This is a genomic window from Microbacterium proteolyticum (genome assembly GCF_030818075.1).
GTDB classification, from domain to species: Bacteria; Actinomycetota; Actinomycetes; order Actinomycetales; family Microbacteriaceae; genus Microbacterium; species Microbacterium proteolyticum_A.
In genome coordinates, this window is sequence record NZ_JAUSZZ010000001.1 from 187,456 (window position 1) to 201,825 (window position 14,370).

At 70.2% G+C, this 14,370-nt stretch carries 16 protein-coding genes; 8 read left to right on the plus strand and 8 right to left on the minus strand.

All coding sequences use genetic code 11. The annotated features are described in order from the left end of the window. Positions 1-68 precede the first annotated feature (68 nt). Positions 69-560: a MarR family winged helix-turn-helix transcriptional regulator gene (locus QE392_RS00920; RefSeq protein ID WP_307446535.1), complete on the plus strand. Its 492-nt coding sequence runs from the start codon at positions 69-71 to the stop codon at positions 558-560. A gap of 36 nt (positions 561-596) precedes the next feature. Here QE392_RS00920 and QE392_RS00925 read toward each other — a convergent pair whose 3' ends face one another. After that, complete coding sequence (locus QE392_RS00925) at positions 597-827, minus strand: DUF3072 domain-containing protein (protein ID WP_307446538.1); 231 nt, start codon at positions 825-827, stop codon at positions 597-599. A 78-nt stretch (positions 828-905) separates the two neighbouring features. On the opposite strand from QE392_RS00925, the gene QE392_RS00930 reads away from it, so the two are divergent. Together QE392_RS00930 and QE392_RS00935 are read left to right on the plus strand one after the other, a co-directional pair. Next, positions 906-1,871, plus strand: coding sequence for an alpha/beta fold hydrolase (locus QE392_RS00930; RefSeq protein ID WP_307446543.1), 966 nt, complete (start codon positions 906-908; stop codon positions 1,869-1,871). A 99-nt stretch (positions 1,872-1,970) separates the two neighbouring features. Continuing rightward, positions 1,971-3,074 carry an FUSC family protein gene (locus QE392_RS00935; protein WP_307446548.1) on the plus strand — a complete coding sequence of 368 codons (1,104 nt, stop codon included), beginning with the start codon at positions 1,971-1,973 and terminating at the stop codon, positions 3,072-3,074. Positions 3,075-3,154: 80 nt separating this feature from the next. On the opposite strand, the gene QE392_RS00940 is transcribed toward QE392_RS00935, so the two are convergent. The 3 genes from QE392_RS00940 to QE392_RS00950 form a co-directional block, all read right to left on the minus strand. Continuing rightward, positions 3,155-4,324 carry a PQQ-dependent sugar dehydrogenase gene (locus tag QE392_RS00940; RefSeq protein ID WP_307446550.1) on the minus strand — a complete coding sequence of 390 codons (1,170 nt, stop codon included), beginning with the start codon at positions 4,322-4,324 and terminating at the stop codon, positions 3,155-3,157. Positions 4,325-4,412: 88 nt separating this feature from the next. Continuing rightward, positions 4,413-5,216 carry a DUF1206 domain-containing protein gene (locus QE392_RS00945; RefSeq protein WP_307446554.1) on the minus strand — a complete coding sequence of 268 codons (804 nt, stop codon included), beginning with the start codon at positions 5,214-5,216 and terminating at the stop codon, positions 4,413-4,415. Positions 5,217-5,232: 16 nt separating this feature from the next. Continuing rightward, the gene (locus QE392_RS00950) at positions 5,233-5,913 is read right to left on the minus strand and encodes a phosphatase PAP2 family protein (RefSeq protein ID WP_307446557.1); all 681 of its coding nucleotides are present in this window, start codon (positions 5,911-5,913) and stop codon (positions 5,233-5,235) included. A gap of 225 nt (positions 5,914-6,138) precedes the next feature. On the opposite strand from QE392_RS00950, the gene QE392_RS00955 reads away from it, so the two are divergent. The 5 genes from QE392_RS00955 to QE392_RS00975 all read left to right on the plus strand — a co-directional run bounded on the left by QE392_RS00955 (position 6,139) and on the right by QE392_RS00975 (position 10,952). Next, on the plus strand, positions 6,139-7,635 hold the full coding sequence (locus QE392_RS00955; protein WP_307446560.1) for a nucleobase:cation symporter-2 family protein: 1,497 nt from the start codon (positions 6,139-6,141) through the stop codon (positions 7,633-7,635). Positions 7,636-7,800: 165 nt separating this feature from the next. Continuing rightward, on the plus strand, positions 7,801-8,562 hold the full coding sequence (locus tag QE392_RS00960; protein ID WP_307446563.1) for a DUF2520 domain-containing protein: 762 nt from the start codon (positions 7,801-7,803) through the stop codon (positions 8,560-8,562). Continuing rightward, a complete protein-coding gene (gene panC / locus QE392_RS00965; protein ID WP_307446566.1) occupies positions 8,559-9,455 on the plus strand; it encodes a pantoate--beta-alanine ligase in 897 nt (298 codons plus the stop codon). The genes QE392_RS00960 and panC overlap by 4 nt, the downstream gene beginning before the upstream one ends. Then, complete coding sequence (gene panB / locus QE392_RS00970) at positions 9,452-10,306, plus strand: 3-methyl-2-oxobutanoate hydroxymethyltransferase (protein WP_307446569.1); 855 nt, start codon at positions 9,452-9,454, stop codon at positions 10,304-10,306. The genes panC and panB overlap by 4 nt, the downstream gene beginning before the upstream one ends. 76 nt (positions 10,307-10,382) lie before the next feature. Further along, on the plus strand, positions 10,383-10,952 hold the full coding sequence (locus QE392_RS00975; RefSeq protein ID WP_307446571.1) for a hypothetical protein: 570 nt from the start codon (positions 10,383-10,385) through the stop codon (positions 10,950-10,952). Between the two features lie 340 nt (positions 10,953-11,292). Here QE392_RS00975 and QE392_RS00980 read toward each other — a convergent pair whose 3' ends face one another. The 4 genes from QE392_RS00980 to QE392_RS00995 form a co-directional block, all read right to left on the minus strand. Beyond that, the gene (locus tag QE392_RS00980; protein WP_307446574.1) at positions 11,293-12,210 is read right to left on the minus strand and encodes a hypothetical protein; all 918 of its coding nucleotides are present in this window, start codon (positions 12,208-12,210) and stop codon (positions 11,293-11,295) included. 49 nt (positions 12,211-12,259) lie between these two features. Continuing rightward, entirely contained in the window at positions 12,260-12,574 is a 315-nt protein-coding gene (locus QE392_RS00985; protein WP_307446579.1) for a hypothetical protein, read from the minus strand. Positions 12,575-12,818: 244 nt separating this feature from the next. Beyond that, on the minus strand, positions 12,819-13,103 hold the full coding sequence (locus QE392_RS00990; protein ID WP_307446582.1) for a hypothetical protein: 285 nt from the start codon (positions 13,101-13,103) through the stop codon (positions 12,819-12,821). A gap of 127 nt (positions 13,104-13,230) precedes the next feature. Continuing rightward, positions 13,231-13,581: a hypothetical protein gene (locus QE392_RS00995; protein WP_307446584.1), complete on the minus strand. Its 351-nt coding sequence runs from the start codon at positions 13,579-13,581 to the stop codon at positions 13,231-13,233. Positions 13,582-14,370: the final 789 nt, after the last annotated feature.

The following is a 14,370-nucleotide window of genomic DNA, read 5'->3' on the forward strand; positions in this document are numbered from 1 at the left end:
AAATACAACGCTTGGCTACTTGATCGGAAGTCGAGACACTCACCCATCGAGACAACGGAGGAGGCGAGATGCGAAACCCGGCAACGGCGGACGACGTGGTCAAGGCGCTCAACGACCTCACCGACTCGGGGATCGCCTCGGAGCGCACCGCGTTGCAGTCGCTCGGCATGGGACCGAACGACGCGAAGGTGCTGCGGTTCCTGCTCCAACGCAAGCGTGACGACGAGCCCGTCACTCCGCGCATGCTGGCATCCATGCTGGGCATCTCGTCCGCGGCCACCACGGCGCTCATCGACCGCCTCGCCGAGAGCGGCTGGGTCGCGCGCGAGCCGTACCCGGGCGACCGGCGTTCGATCGTGGTGCGCGAGACCATCGATGCCGACTCGCCCGCGCGCCGGATCCTGTCGGTCCGACGCGCCTCCGCGGCCGCGGCCGCCGAGCGTCTCGGGCCCGCCGAGCGACGGATCGTGGCCGATTTCCTCGAGGACCTCGCGCGCGCCGAGACCGAGGACATGGGCGAGATGTGCCCCCGCGACGACGAAACGCCCCGCACCTCCTGAGAGGTGTCGGGGCGCTCGCGCGTCCGCTCACTCGGTCTAACGGCCGGTCTCGGACTGCAGACGCTCGATCTGCTCGGATGCTTCTGCTTTGGTCAGGTCGGCGGGGATCTCCTCGCCCGCCTCGCGGGCCAGGGTGTCGAGGTAGCTGCGCTGCGGAGCGGTCATCGGCTCGTCACCGGTGACCCAGTCGGAGGGGTCCTTCTCGGCGGGGTTGTCACCCTCGCGAACGGCGCCCAGGGTCTCTTCTTCACGGGAGGAATCGCTCATGGCCCGAGGCTAGGCGGCACGTGCGACACCACCCCCGGGATTGACAGCGCGTCCAGGGGCGTACGGCATCCTGGTCGGATGCCGGATGACTCACGCCCCGTCGATGTGCAGGTCGAGACCTTCCACCGCGGACCGGCGCGTACGCGCGTCACGCGGGTGGGCACGGGGGCGACGACGGGGCGGTCCTTCGTGCTCGTCGCCGGAATCGGCGTCGCCTCGACCTACTTCGAGTTCCTGGCTCCCCTCCTGGCCGAGGAGGGCGACGTCTACGCCCTCGATCTGCCCGGCTTCGGCGGGGTACCGGCATCCGGCGAGCACCCGACACCGCGGTTCTTCGCCGACCAGGTGGAGGGGGTCATCGATCACTACGGCCTCGCCGACCCCGTCCTGATCGGGCATTCGATGGGGACGCAGGTCGTCACCGAGGTGCTCGCCCGACGGCACGACCTCTCGCACGCGGTGCTGGTGAGTCCGGTCGTCGACGAGACCGAGGCGAACGCGCTGCTGCAGGCCGTGCGCTTCGCACAGTCGACCGTGCGCGAGTCGGTGCACATCGCGCTGCTGGCCGTGTCGGCGTACCTCCTCTGCGGCTTCCTCTATTTCTTCGAGACGCTGCCGCACATGCTGCGGTACCGCATCTCGGACCGCATCGGCGCGGGTCGCGCCACCGTTCTGCTCATCCGCGGCGAGTTCGACCGCCCCTCGCCCCGTCGGCTGCACTCGCGACTCGTGGCCCGCGCAGCCTCCGGCCGTCGCTGGGAGATCGAGGGCGCCGCGCACTGCGTCGTCAACAGTCATGCGGTCGGTGTCGCCCGGCTGACGATGAGCCACGTCCGCGACGAGCTCTCCTCGAAGGGACGGATGCCGGCCGCCGACGCCGCCGTGCCGCCCGCCGCGCACGCCGACGTGCGCATGGTGCTCGGCGCGATGGCGAGCCGCCTCGCGGAGTGGGTCAGCGCCGCCCGGAAGGACGAGCACGGCGTCGAACGGGCCAAGGCTCGCCACGCGCGCGTGCTGTGGAATGCGTACCGCCCCTCGCGATGAGAGGTACCCCGGTCTGCGCGGGCGGGCAACCCCCGCGACGGCAATGGCCCCAGAGCCCACCATGGTGACGGTGCCGTCCCTCCCCCGCGCCACCCGTTCATGAAGCTGCCCGCATCCCTGGATCCCCGCCGCTGGTGGGCCGATGCGGTGACCCCCGACCGCCTGCTGCTCGCCGCGAAGACCGCGGCGGCGGCGGCTCTGGCCTGGTATCTGGCGCCCTTCGTGCCGCTCGCGCAGAGCGAGTACTCCTACTACGCCCCGCTGGGCGTGCTGGTGAGCATGTACCCCACGGTCGCCCGCTCCGCCTCCAGCGGTCTGCAGGCGGTCGCGGGCCTCGCGCTCGGCATCGGGCTCGGGCTCGCGAGCCTGGCGGCGGTCGGTCTGGGGGTCAGCCGCATCGCAGCGGTGGCCGCCGTCATCCTCGCGGGGGTGCTGCTGGCGGGTGTGCGCGCGCTCGGCGCGGGTCGGGACTGGGTCGCGATCGCGGCACTGTTCGTGCTCCTGCTGGGTGGTGCCGACCCCGACGGCTACTCGCTGTCGTATCTCATGACGATGGCCTTCGGGGTGCTCGTGGGAGTCGTGGTGAACCTCGTCGTCGTGCCGCCCCTGCGCGTCGGGCGCGCCGACGCCCGGCTCTCGCGTCTGCGTGATGACCTCGGCGAGGCCCTCGGCGGGATCGCCGCGTCGCTCGCCGGCCGCACCTTCGATCCCGACGCCGCAGACGCCGCCACCGCGCGGCTGACGGGCACCCTGGCCGATGTGCGCGACGAGGTCGAACTGGCGGACGAGAGCCGCCGCTACAACCCGCGAAGCCGGCGCCTGCGGGTTCCGCGCGGTCTCAACGGTCGCCGCCTCGAGGCGCTCAGCGCCACCGCAGACGCCACCCGCGAACTTTCGTCGGCACTCGCGCGCCTGACCGCCGGACCCGACGCCGACACCGGTCTGCCCGGCGACGCCCGGCGAGCCCTGGCCACGGCCATCGAGGCGGTGGCGCATCTCGTGACCGCACCCCCCGAGCCCGACGCGACCGCGGCGCCGCTCCGCTCCGCGGAGCGCGCCCTCGCCGGATACACCGATCGCCTGCGAGCGCTCGAGGCGCACCAGGAACCGCTCGACGCCTGGGAGGCCGCGGTGAGCCTTCGTCGGGTGATCGCCGCGAGCGTGCCGTTCTCCACATCGGATGCCGACGCCCGGGGCCGCTGAGACGTCTCGCTGCCGGCATTCGCGAGGACGACGGCATCCCGATGTCCAGCGGGTCTCGCGTCAGAGGAGAACCGGACGCGTCAGCCTGTCGCCAGCGGCACGCGCAGGATCTCGTCGTCGCTGCCGCCGGCGCGGTCGGTGTCGCTCGTGACGAACCACAGGTCGCCGTCGGGAGAGAGCACGGCGTCCCGCAGACGCCCGAACTCCCCCACGAAGTACTCCCGCGCCGAGACGGGATCGGCCGTCGGGACGACCCGGAGCCGCTGTCCACGGAGATTCGCGATGATCACCGACCCCTCCACCACCGCGAGACCGCTCGGACTGGCGTCCGCGGGCGCCCACTGCTGAACCGGGTCGATGAACCCCTCCCGTCCGCCGATCCCCTCGACCTCGGGCCACCCGTAGTTGGCGCCCGGCTCGATGATGTTCAGCTCGTCCCAGGTGTCCTGCCCGAACTCCGATGCGAACATCGTGCCGTCGGCATCCCATCCGATGCCCTGCGGGTTGCGGTGGCCCAGGCTCCACACCGGCGACCCGGGGAACGGATTGTCGTCGGGGATCCCGCCGTCGGGCGTGACGCGCAGGATCTTGCCTCCGAGCGACTCGGGGTTCTGCGCGGCGCCGGGGTCGGCCGCATCCCCCGCCGTCACGTAGAGCATGCCGTCGGGCCCGAAGGCGATGCGCCCGCCGTTGTGGATGCCGGCGGACGGGATGCCGTCGATCACGATCTGCGCCGACCCGAGCGAGAACGATCCGGGCTCCCCCTCGAGAGCGAAACGCAGAACGCGATTGCCGTCGGCGGTGGTGAGGTAGGCGAAGACGGCATCGTCGGCGTAGGCGATGCCGAGCAGTCCCCCCTCCCCGCGCGCGGCGACATCGGGAACCTCGCCCACGACACGGGTCTGCCCGCCCGCGATCTCGAGGATCTCGCCAGTGTCGCGCTGGCTCACCAGCGCCGTGTCGTCGACGAAGGCCACCGACCATGGCGTCGTGAACCCGGATGCCACGACCTCGGGCGCGCCGGCCGGGAAGACGGCTCCGGGCGTCGATGCGGCCGGACTCGCGCTCGGCGCGAGGGTCGGCGCGGAGGGCGTCGGCGCGGCCGGGGTCACGGCATCCGTCTCCCTCTCCCCGACGCAGCCGGCGAGCGCGACGAGGGAGAGCACGAGACCCACCGCGGAGGAGCGCCGGGCGCGACGACCGCCAGGGGTCGAGCGCCGGGCGGAGCGGGGTTCTGCGACGTCGATCATGGGGCCTCCTCGGCGCGGCGGTCGCGTCCGTCCTACCCGCCGCACCTGCGAGCACCCCGGGAGTTGCGCCCGCGCCCGTCGACCTGCGTCACATCTGCGCGTAGCGCGCGCGGGCGAAACAGAACACGCCGTACACGACGAGACCCGCGCCCACCAGCCACAGCACGACCTGGCCGAACGGGAGTCCGGCGAGCGAACGCAGGGCCGAGTCGATCCCGCCGGCGGTGTTCGGGTCGTGCGTGAACGCCGCCACGACGAAGAGGATGCCCGCCACCCCGACCGCGATGCCCTTGGCGACGTAGCCGACGGTGCCGAAGGTGCGGATGCCGCGGCCCCGGTTCCCGCTCGGGATCGACATGTGCTTCTTGAAGGCACGCGTGACGCCGCGGATGACGAACGCGACGCCGATCGCGGCGACTCCCAGCCCCACGATCACGAGGAGGGCCACGCCTCCCGGCATGGCGAGCACCTGCGCGGTCAGCGTCTTGGACGACTCCGCCGACTCCGACCTTCCGCCCACGGCGAGTGTGAACGCCGTCGCGGCGATGGCGATGTAGGCCACCGCGGTGCCGACGAACTTGGCGCGGTGCGCCCACCGCTTCTTGGCATCCCCGTCATGCTCGACGACAGCCTCGGCGATCTGCCAGACCGCGAGAGCGGCCAGGCCCACGACGATCACCCACAACAACAGAGGTCCGAACGGCGTGTCCCGCACCTGCTGGAGCGCACCGCTCTGGTCGGCGTTCTCGCCCCCGCCGCCGGTAGCGATGCCGATGGCGATCAGGCCGATCACCAGGTGCAGGAGCCCGAGCACGACATAGCCGACACGGGCGGCGACTTCGAACGGACGGGAGTCCTGGACCTTGTCGGCGGCAGCGGATGCGGAAGTCATCCGCGAACGGTATCGCTCACTCGGGCGACCGGGAAAGGCGTTGCGCCCGGCGCACGCGCCACACCTCGATCAGCGCCCACACAAGGGTCGCGACGGCCACGCCCTCGAGGAAGCCGGCCACGACGTCCGACAACCAGTGGGCGTGCAGGTAGGTGCGGCTCCACATCATCAGCACCACCCACACCGTCCCGGCCGCCCAGACCCACCGGCGGCGGAGGATCAGCCCGAGGGTGATCACGATGGTGGTCGCCACGGCGGTGTGGCCGGAGGGGAAGGAGGTCGCCATGGTCTCGGCGAGGGAGCCGGTCGGCCGGGCGCGCGCGATGACCGCCGCCAGGGGCGCACCGATGAGCACCACCAGCGCGATGGCTCCTCCGACGTTCAGCGCGTCCCACGGGCGTCGCCGCAGGAGGAAGACGATCGTCGTCGCGACGCCGATGACGATCATGCCGATGGTGCCGCCCACGATCGCGGGGACCCACGCGACCAGGACCCCGATCGGATGGGCGAGTGCCGACATCGCATCGTCCCACCACTCGTCGACCGGGAGCGGCGCCGATCCACTGAGCTCGACGGCGAAACGCAGGCCCACGAACAGCACGGTCGCGATCACCCCGGCCACGAGGGCGACCGGTCGGCGGTGATCCGCCAGCGGGCGGTCGGGGAGCACGGCGGCGTCGTCGGTGGTGGCATCCATGCCGGAATCCTGCCAGGGCCGATCACGCGACCGGGAGCGCTTGCATCCGGCAGACGCATCGCTCTCCGGCGGGCGTCCCCGGCCGACCTGGCGTTTCACGAGTGTTTCCGCACGTGAAATCCCGGCAACGACTGCCCGATCCGGCTCGATCAGTGTTCAGTCAGGGCTTAACGTCGTGCTCACCGGGGGCGACCGAGGCCGCCCTCGCGGGAGGGGATGACCACCATGACGACGACGGATGACAAGGCCGCGAAGGCGGCCGCACGCAAGGCGCGGTCCCGCGAGAACGGGGTCGACACGATCCCGCCGCTGGCCAAGCTTTTCCCCCTCGGCCTGCAGCACGTGCTCGCGCTGTACGCCGGTGCGGTGGCCGTGCCGCTCATCGTCGGCGGCGCCCTCGGCTACAGCGCGCAGGACCTGGCGTTCCTCATCAGCGCCGACCTGTTCATCGCGGGCATCGCCACGATCGTCCAATCGGTCGGGTTCTGGCGCTTCGGCGTCCGGCTGCCGCTCATGCAGGGGGTGACCTTCGCCGCCGTCGGCCCGATGATCGCGATCGGCACGCAGCACGGCATCCAGACGATCTTCGGTTCGGTGATCGCGTGCGGGCTCTTCATGATCCTTGTGGCGCCGTTCTTCGCGCAGCTGTTGCGGTTCTTCCCGCCGATCGTCACGGGCACCGTCATCCTGATCATCGGGCTCTCCCTCATGCGCGTCGCGGCGGGCTGGATCACCACCGGCGCGACCACCGACGAACCGGGCGCCTCGCCCATCAACATCGCCTTCGCGTTCGGCACGCTGCTGGTGATCGTGCTGATCGAACGCTTCGCCCCCGCGGCGATCGCGCGGGTGTCCGTGCTGCTGGGGCTGGTGATCGGAACGATCGCCGCGTTGTTCGTGCCGGGCATGGTCGACTGGTCCAACGTCGGCGAGGCCGGATGGTTCGCGATCGTCACGCCCTTCCACTTCGGGCTGCCGGTGTTCGAGTTCGCGTCGATCCTGTCGATGGTCATCGTCGGCATCGTGATCATGACCGAGACGACCGGCGACATGGTCGCGGTGGGCGAGATCGTCGAGAAGCCCGTGAACCGGCGTCAGTTGGCCGATGGCCTGCGGGCCGACGGCCTGGGCACGGTGCTCGGCGGCATCTTCAACACGTTCCCCTACACCGCCTTCGCGCAGAACGTGGGCCTGGTCTCACTGACCGGCGTGCGCTCGCGCTACGTCGCCACGATGGCCGGGGCGATCCTGGTCGTGCTCGGCGTGGTGCCCAAGGTCTCCGCGATCGTCGAGGGCGTGCCGCGTGCGGTGCTGGGCGGCGCGGGCATCGCCCTGTTCGGTATGGTCGCCGCCAGCGGCATCCGGACGCTCGCGAAGGTGAAGTTCAACAACAAGAACGTGCTGATCGTCGCCCTGTCTGTCGGTGTCGCCCTGCTGCCCACCGTGTCGCCCACGATCTACGACCGCTTCCCGTCCTGGTTCCAGCTGATCTTCGACTCGGGGATCTCGGCCGGCGCCATCGTGGCGATCCTGCTCAACCTGCTGCTCAACAGCTCCGACGTGCGCGCCCAGGCCGCCGACGAACCGGCGCTCGGGGCGTACGACGCGGTCCGCGGGCCCGCTGCAGCCGCTCTCGTGCACCCGGAGGCGGAGGGGACGGGGCTCATCCCCACCACGGCGCTCGACGAGCCCGACGGGAAGAAGGCCACGCCGCCCGTGTGAGCCGCGCTGCGGCGGGGCGCACCCTGAGGAAGCGACGCCGCGAGGCCGCCCGGGCGCACTCCTGGCAGCGACCCGCACGGGAGGGGCGGCCTCTCGCCCCGCCGGGAGTGACAGCGAGTACGGTGGGAGTCGGCGAGCGCACCGCGGTGGTCCTCGCCCCCGCCTATGACGACATCACCCTCCCTCGCCACCCTCCGACACTTCGGACCGGTGCTCATCGTCGGCGACGGCCGGATGGGCCGAGCCCTGGCCGGCGCCCTCGACGCTGCCCGCGTTCCCCTGCTCGGGCCCGCGGGCCGCGGTGAGACCGGCGCCGACGCCGGCATCGTGCTCCTCGCGGTCCCCGACGCCGCGATCGCCGACGCCGCGCGCGCCATCGCGCCGGGGAGGTTCGTGGGGCACCTCTCGGGCGCGTCCGACCTGTCGCCCCTGCGCGGGCACGAGGCGTTCAGCATCCATCCGCTCATGACGGTGACGGATGCCGGAGCCTCCTTCGCCGGAGTGACGGCGGCGCTGTCGGGCTCGACGTCGCGCGCCCTGACGATCGCCGAGGCCCTCACCGAGGTGCTCGGGATGACGGGTGTCACGGTTCGCGACGAGGACCGCGCCGCGTACCACGCCGCCGCGTCCATCGCCGCGAACTTCCTCGTCACGCTCGAAGGAATGGCGGAAGATCTGGCGGCGACGGCCGACGTCGAGCGCGACGCGCTCGTCCCGCTCGTGCGGGCGGCCGTCGCCAACTGGGCCGAGCACGGCGCCGCCGCCGCCCTCACCGGCCCCGTCTCCCGCGGGGACGACGCCACGATCGCGCGGCAGCGTCAGGCCCTGGTCGAGCGGCTGCCCGAGCGGGTGGCTCTCTTCGACGCGCTGGTCGACGCCACGCGCGACCTCGCCGCGGCCCGGTCACCGAAAGAGGCGACGACGTGACCCTTCGCATCGTGCGCAGCGTGGCCGAGCTGCGCGCGGCGCTCTCGCCGCTCCGCGCGGGCCGCATCGGATTCGTCCCCACCATGGGCGCTCTCCACGAAGGGCATCTGTCGCTCCTGCGCGCCGCCGGGGCCGAGAACGACACGGTGGTGCTCTCGATCTTCGTGAACCCCACCCAGTTCACCCAGGCCACCGACCTCGAGATGTATCCGCGCACCGAGCAGGACGACGTCGCGCTCGCGGCGGGGGCCGGCGCCCACCTGGTCTTCGCGCCCTCGGTCGACGAGATGTACCCGACCGGCTTCGCGACGACGGTGTCGGTCGACGCCGCGATCACCGAGACGCTGGAAGGCGCCGTCCGCGGACGCGCCCACTTCGACGGCGTCGCCACCGTCGTCGCCAAACTGCTGCTCGCCGTGCTCCCCGACCGCGCGTATTTCGGCGCCAAAGACGCCCAGCAGGTCGTGGTGGTCAGGCGCATGGTCGCCGATCTCGGCATCCCCGTCGAGATCATCCAGCGCCCGACCTCGCGCGAGGACGACGGTCTCGCCCGTTCCAGCCGCAACACCCGCCTCTCGCCCGAGGAGCGGGAGATCGCGACGGCGGTTCCCCGCGCGCTCCGCGCGGCGCAGGATGCCTTCGCCACCGGCATCCGCGATGCCGCCGCCCTGACCGGGGCCGTGCACGACGCACTCGACGTCGCAGGGCTGACCCCCGAGTACATCGCGCTCGTCGACCCGGACAGCCTCGAGCCCGTGGCATCCGTCGCGCGCCCCGCACTGCTCGCCGTCGCCGTGCCCGTGGGCTCGGTGCGACTGATCGACAATGTCTTCCTCACTCCGGGCATCGACGACCGCATCCCGCTCGGCGCGATCGAGGTGAGCCACCGGTGACGGGTGCGAAGGTCACGCTGCGTCGCCTGCGCGAGCTCGCCGAGACAGGCACCCCGATCGTCATGGTGACCGCGTACGACTTCGTGTCGGGACGGGTCGCGGAGCGGGCCGGCGTCGATGTCGTCCTCGTCGGCGACTCGGGGGCGCAGGTCGTTCTGGGCCTCCCCGACACGACCGCGGTGACGCTCGACGAGATGCTGACCCTCGCCAAGGCCGTGCGCCGCGCGGTCACGACCCCCCTGGTGGTCTGCGATCTGCCGTTCGGCTCGACCGAGGTGAGCGACGAGCAGGCGGTCACGACGTCGGTGCGCTTCGTGCACGAGGCCGGTGCCGACGCGGTGAAGATCGAGGGCGCAGGCCCCGCGCGTCTGTCGCGGCTGCGGGCGATCGTCGAAGCCGGCATCCCCGTCGTGGGTCATGTGGGGCTCACCCCGCAGACCGCCACCGCGCTCGGCGGCCTCCGCGCCCAGGGCCGCACGGTCGACGACGCGATCCGCGTGGCCCGTGACGCCCTCGCCGTGCAGGATGCCGGGGCGTTCGCGATCGTGATCGAGGCGGTGCCCGCCGTGGTGGTCGCCGAGATCCGCCGCGCGCTGCGCATCCCCGTCATCGGGATCGGTGCCGGGGCGGCGGACGGGCAGGTGCTCGTGCAGCACGACCTGCTGGGTGTCACCGAGGGCCGTGCCCCCGTGTTCGTGAAGCGCTACGCGGCGCTCGGCGAGGCGATGATCGACGCCGTGGAGGCGTACGCGAGCGACGTCCGAGCGGGCACGTTCCCCGGCGCGGAGCACGTCTACCCCGCCTCCGACGAGGTCGCCGCGGCCGTCCGCGCTGTCATCGACGCGCAGTGAGACCGCGCCCCGGCAGAGGGCGTACGATCGGCGTTTCCGCTTGCCCGGGGACCCTGGCTCCGTCGTAATCTGGGGCATGGCGCACACATCGAGTACCGACCGGGCAGGCACCGTCGTGGCCGTCGTCGGTGAGTCTTCTGCTGATGCCCTCGCGGCGTTCGAGGGCCTGCCGGGGGTCGCGACGCTGTCGCTGCGCGACAGCGAACCCGGGCTCGCGGCGCGGCGCATCGGGGCGGCTCGCTCTCCTTGGGTGGTCCACGACGCGGATCCCCTCGTGCACGTCGCGTCGGCCTGGGTGGAGCTGTACGAGGAGCGTGCGACACTCGGCACGCTCGAGGCGGAGGTCGACAACGCGCTCGACAGCTTCCAACGCGGCGACGCGATCATGCCCGACTACTACGTCGTCCTCGATCCCGACACCGCCGACACCACGTGGCGGCACTGGTGGTGCGGGGCTCTCGGTCACCGCGCGCCGCGCCGCGTCCTTCCCGCGCAGGCACCGGCCAACCCCCGGGACCGCGCGCTGCGAGCGCTCCTCACCGCCCTGCCGACGTCCCGCCCGTGGCCCGACCCGACTGCGTGGCTCCCGGGGCTGGCGTTCGAGGTCCCCGATCGGGTGGGGTTGCGCGACCGCGGGGTGGCTTGAGGCGGCGGAGTGGTCGCCCTCGTCTGGCAGCGTGTTGGATCGTGGCCCGGATCGCGCACGGATTGGGTCACGCCGCGGGGCGGAAGACGAGAGAACCCCCGCCGGCGCTGAGGCTGGCGGGGGTTCTGTCGTGTATTTCGTGGCGGTGACGGTGGGATTTGAACCCACGTGCACCCCGTGCGGCGAGTCGGGCTTTCGTCGAAGTCGCGTCATTCCGGGCTGTTTCGATCACGCAAGGGTGCGGAAAGATATCATCAATCTCGACAGTTGTTGCCGCCCCGTTGCCACGTTGGCCCTTTGCAGGTGTCTGGTACAAACCCACCTAGTCGGTAGAGCCTGGCTAGGTTGTGCTGCTTCGACGAATGACAATCTGTGAGGAAACCGACTTCCATTTTGGCTCGGGCGGTGCCGGCTGAGTGTCTGCAAGCTGGCTGTGGCGGTCTCGCACGTGCGGGAGATACACGTGCGATGCGCTGAGCACGGCCGCGAGGGTCTCTCGAAGATACGAGCGCTGGACCTTCTTCAAAGTCGCCGAGGTGAAACGGTCTTGTTCTTCGCACTCGAAAACCACGACACCGGTCTTGCGGTTGTCTCGGTCAAGACGTTCGGCGTAGATGCTCCGAGAATGCATGGTAAGCGCCGCGGCCTCAGCCGTGGTGAAACCCTGCGACACCAACGAAGCTTCCCACGCCTCGCGGTCAGCGTGCTCGTTGTTCTCGATCACGAATTTCTTGGCCCACGCCACCCCGATCGCCCCCTGGGACAACGGATAGGAGCTGCGCCCGCGTTGCTCCAGAAATGGGTTCGATGAGCACCTAGCGACGAGGATGAATTCGTCATCCTCTACGGAGTACACCGAAACGCGCGTATCCACCTCTTGGTCACAGACGTACGTGTGCAGCTGCAGGAGAATTTCGTCGAGCGCGCCCTGCAAGGCGGCCCGGTGCGCTTCCACGTCCTCCGCGGATCTTTCCCGCTCCGACGAGAGCTTCTCCTCTGCCGCGGCCTTCTGCCGCTCGAGATCCGCGTAGGTCGGCTTGAACCAAACAAAGACACCGAACACCCACAACAAACCCAGAACCAGGCCGACGATGAGCCAGACGACCGCGGGCCACTCGAAGACGCCGGGTATGCCATACGTCCCTGCAATGGTGAGGCAAGCGGACACCGCGATCGACAGAAGGACCTGCGCTGGGTCGCGCAGCCCTCGCAACCGCCAGTAAATGCGCGTTACGCCCGCGACATGATCGTGCGGCACGTCTGGCGTCGCGCTAGGCGAGCGCGAGCGCCGAGAACGCGCCATCAGGTCAAGCGCTCACGAGCTGCGAGCGGACTCGCCTTACGTCGTCGGAGCTGTTCACGCTGGATGCGATCTGGAAGGCGTGCTCGAGGAGCTCTGTAGCGGCGTCTTCGATGTGACCCGCGTCCATCCCGTTGAACCGCAGCCCAACCTGAATGTTGCGGGTGTCCGCGTCGGGGCGCACAAAGTACGCCGTAACAGCGGCCATGCCTAGATCAGAGATAGCGACGCCGACAGCGTGCTCGAGGTTCTCGACGAGCGACGACCACGGCGCAGTGGCCTCGCTGCTTACCTGTACAACCGTGGTCAGTTCGACAGCCACATTCGCCTCCTGCGAGTAGATAGCCGCCACCCGCGTTGTGGGCGGTCCACCTCTGAAAGTGGGGTGCTCCTGGTGCCCTCGCGGGGTGCAGACGTTTCGGTCTTACTTCTTCGATACTAGGGGCTTGGCGCCGAGCTCGGTGCGTCTTGCCAGCCAGGTTTCCTTCTGCTTCTGAGGGGCCGAGCACATACGGAGTACTGGTGCGAAGCGAATCCTGGGGGTAGTGCATAGCTACCCCTTCGAGTCAGAACCCAATGCCGCGGAAGCTTGGACCGTCCGCCTGGTCACGCGGCAGCAGACGTGGGGCCGGCGGCGGTGGCATCTTCCTAGGGGGAGCGACGTCGAGCACGGCCACAGGACCGAGTAGCGGGAAAATCGTTACGTCGCCCTCGTCGGACTGGAAATGGTACGCCGACGAGCTGTCTCCCGTCGCCACAATCTCCGTTAGCTCTGCGTCCACTTCTTCGGCCGTCTTACCGGAGTCCTTGAGGGCATACCGAACGCCCCCGTAGTGCACCTGTACCGTCATGCGACTGAGCCTAGACGCCCGCGAAGCGTCACCAACTGCTGATGATTGGCACACGACCATCTGCGAGCGCCGAGCGCCCATTTTCCCAATGCTTGGAGCCCCCGACCGCCGGACCGATGCTCGTCGCTCATCGGACGAGGCTCCCGCGGAGGGTGTCGAGCGCTGCCTTCGCGGCGTCATCGTCAGTGAGCGGAGTCCCGTCATATCCGCGGCTGGCGAAGGTGAACGCGATCCCCGCCACAGTGACGTCGACCTCGAGCTGCGAGTGCCGGGCACGCCGGTCTGTGCCGTCGTAGTAGTTGTGACGGGTCTTCACCTGGATGCGGGCGACGTCGCGCAGCTTGTGGACAGACACAGTCGTCTCCGCGGCGTCGGCCTTGATGGTGACGGCCGTTGCGACGACGACGACATCGGTGTGCAGGACCGCGAGGCTGCCGGTCCCGTTCTCGTCGAGCTTGCCTGCGATCGCGACGGGCATCCGATATTCCCCGCCAGCTAGGAGCACCGCCGAGATGAGCTGCCCCACTGTTCGGGCGCTAACGCCGGACGACCCCTCCGAGTCGCTCAGCGCTTCGTCCCACCCTCGGAGGGATCGGATACCGCGGTATATGTGCTCGGGTGGTTGCAGCTCGTTGCCTATCATGCGGGGCACGATACAGGCGGCCTCCGACATTCCGATTTCATGGCCCGGGCTGCGCCTGGTGCACTATCCCTCCGATGAGTTCGCGCAGAACGTCCGCTCGCGCTGGGGGCGGCCACTCAACCCACGCGCGCACCAGCCTAGCGAATGCGGTGTCGTCACCGTTTAGGTTCGCCGCCACCAGCCGACCCGCCATCAGCGCCGCTTCGGTGGTTGTGTCATCGACATCGGGATACCAAGTCTGAGTGCGCGGGTCGGGGGCCACGGTCTCGGATGCCAGTTCAGCGAGATGGATGAGGGCATCCATGTCGCGGCGGCGGTAGTGCCAGCTGTGCTTGTCGATCCACGTCTCGAGGTCATCGCGGTTGCCGGTTTGGAGTGAGGAGCTCAGGGTTACGAGAGCGCAGTCGGCCATCCGGCTGAGGGGCGATGCTCTGTCATGGCGCGATTCTGCACCAGTCGCCGGTTAGAATCCGTGCGCGTCGAGGGCACACTCCAACGACTCCTGTTGCTCGCGCCACGACGCGAGGGTCGAAGCCGTAGAAGGTGTTCCCGGTGCTGACGAAGCCGAACGCAGCACCGGTGGTCGAGGCCGCTGTGGACGCCGGTGCGGACGCCAGCGCGGGG

Bases quoted from the DNA above. Each gene is read 5' to 3' on its own strand.
- QE392_RS00950 (WP_307446557.1), bottom strand. From the start codon at position 5,913: ATGGATGCCACCACCGACGACGCCGCCGTGCTCCCCGACCGCCCGCTG.
- QE392_RS00990 (WP_307446582.1), bottom strand. From the start codon at position 13,103: ATGACGGTACAGGTGCACTACGGGGGCGTTCGGTATGCCCTCAAGGAC.
- QE392_RS00940 (WP_307446550.1), bottom strand. From the start codon at position 4,324: ATGATCGACGTCGCAGAACCCCGCTCCGCCCGGCGCTCGACCCCTGGC.
- QE392_RS00975 (WP_307446571.1), top strand. From the start codon at position 10,383: ATGGCGCACACATCGAGTACCGACCGGGCAGGCACCGTCGTGGCCGTC.
- QE392_RS00995 (WP_307446584.1), bottom strand. From the start codon at position 13,581: ATGCCCGTCGCGATCGCAGGCAAGCTCGACGAGAACGGGACCGGCAGC.
- QE392_RS00930 (WP_307446543.1), top strand. From the start codon at position 906: ATGCCGGATGACTCACGCCCCGTCGATGTGCAGGTCGAGACCTTCCAC.
- QE392_RS00925 (WP_307446538.1), bottom strand. From the start codon at position 827: ATGAGCGATTCCTCCCGTGAAGAAGAGACCCTGGGCGCCGTTCGCGAG.
- QE392_RS00935 (WP_307446548.1), top strand. From the start codon at position 1,971: ATGAAGCTGCCCGCATCCCTGGATCCCCGCCGCTGGTGGGCCGATGCG.
- QE392_RS00945 (WP_307446554.1), bottom strand. From the start codon at position 5,216: ATGACTTCCGCATCCGCTGCCGCCGACAAGGTCCAGGACTCCCGTCCG.
- QE392_RS00920 (WP_307446535.1), top strand. From the start codon at position 69: ATGCGAAACCCGGCAACGGCGGACGACGTGGTCAAGGCGCTCAACGAC.
- QE392_RS00955 (WP_307446560.1), top strand. From the start codon at position 6,139: ATGACGACGACGGATGACAAGGCCGCGAAGGCGGCCGCACGCAAGGCG.
- QE392_RS00960 (WP_307446563.1), top strand. From the start codon at position 7,801: ATGACGACATCACCCTCCCTCGCCACCCTCCGACACTTCGGACCGGTG.